Annotated in this window: 1 protein-coding gene; it reads left to right on the forward strand. The window is 63.0% G+C overall.

Features of this window, described 5'->3' with window-relative positions; translation table 11 throughout:
* On the forward strand, positions 1–1,176 hold the full coding sequence (tuf, locus tag EP380_RS23390; RefSeq protein WP_127601230.1) for an elongation factor Tu: 1,176 nt from the start codon (positions 1–3) through the stop codon (positions 1,174–1,176).
* The last annotated feature ends 6 nt before the right edge of the window (positions 1,177–1,182 follow it).

A 1,182-nucleotide genomic window follows, 5' to 3' on the forward strand; every position in this document is an offset into this window, starting at 1 on the left:
ATGGCAAAAGGTAAATTCGAGCGTAATAAGCCTCATGTGAACATTGGCACGATTGGTCACGTTGACCACGGCAAGACGTCGTTGACGGCGGCGATCACGAAGTTTTTCGGCGAGTTCAAGGCGTATGACATGATCGACGCGGCGCCGGAGGAGAAGGCGCGCGGGATCACGATTTCGACGGCGCATGTGGAGTACGAGACGGAGAACCGTCACTACGCGCATGTGGACTGCCCGGGCCACGCGGACTACGTGAAGAACATGATCACGGGCGCGGCGCAGATGGACGGGGCGATCCTGGTTGTTTCGGCGGCCGACGGCCCGATGCCGCAGACGCGCGAGCACATTTTGCTGGCGCGCCAGGTCGGCGTTCCGGCGATCGTGGTTTTCCTGAACAAGGTCGACCAGGTCGACGACGCGGAGCTTTTGGAGCTTGTCGAGCTCGAGGTGCGCGAGCTTCTGTCGGCCTATGAGTTCCCGGGCGACGACATTCCGATCATCAAGGGCTCGGCGCTTGCGGCGCTCGAGGATTCGAACAAGGAGATCGGCGAAGACGCGATCCGCGCGCTGATGAAGGAAGTCGACGCCTATATCCCGACGCCTGAGCGTCCGGTCGACCAGCCGTTCCTGATGCCGATCGAGGACGTGTTCTCGATCTCGGGCCGCGGCACGGTTGTGACGGGTCGCGTGGAGCGCGGCATCGTCAAGGTTGGCGAGGAGGTCGAGATCGTCGGCATCCGTCCGACGACGAAGACGACGGTGACGGGCGTGGAGATGTTCCGCAAGCTTCTGGACCAGGGCCAGGCTGGCGACAATATCGGCGCGCTTCTGCGCGGTGTCGACCGCGAGGGCGTGGAACGCGGGCAGATCCTGTGCAAGCCGGGCTCTGTGATGCCGCACACCAAGTTCAAGGCGGAAGCCTATATCCTGACGAAGGAGGAGGGCGGTCGCCACACGCCGTTCTTCACCAATTACCGTCCGCAGTTCTACTTCCGCACGACGGACGTGACGGGTGTTGTGACGCTGCCGGAAGGCACGGAGATGGTGATGCCTGGCGACAACGTGACGGTGGACGTGGAGCTGATCGTGCCGATCGCGATGGAGGAGAAGCTGCGCTTCGCCATCCGCGAGGGCGGGCGCACCGTGGGCGCGGGCATCGTCGCCTCGATCACCGAATAAGGCAAA

This window comes from Nitratireductor alexandrii, assembly GCF_004000215.1.
Taxonomy (GTDB): Bacteria; Pseudomonadota; Alphaproteobacteria; order Rhizobiales; family Rhizobiaceae; genus Mangrovimarina; species Mangrovimarina alexandrii.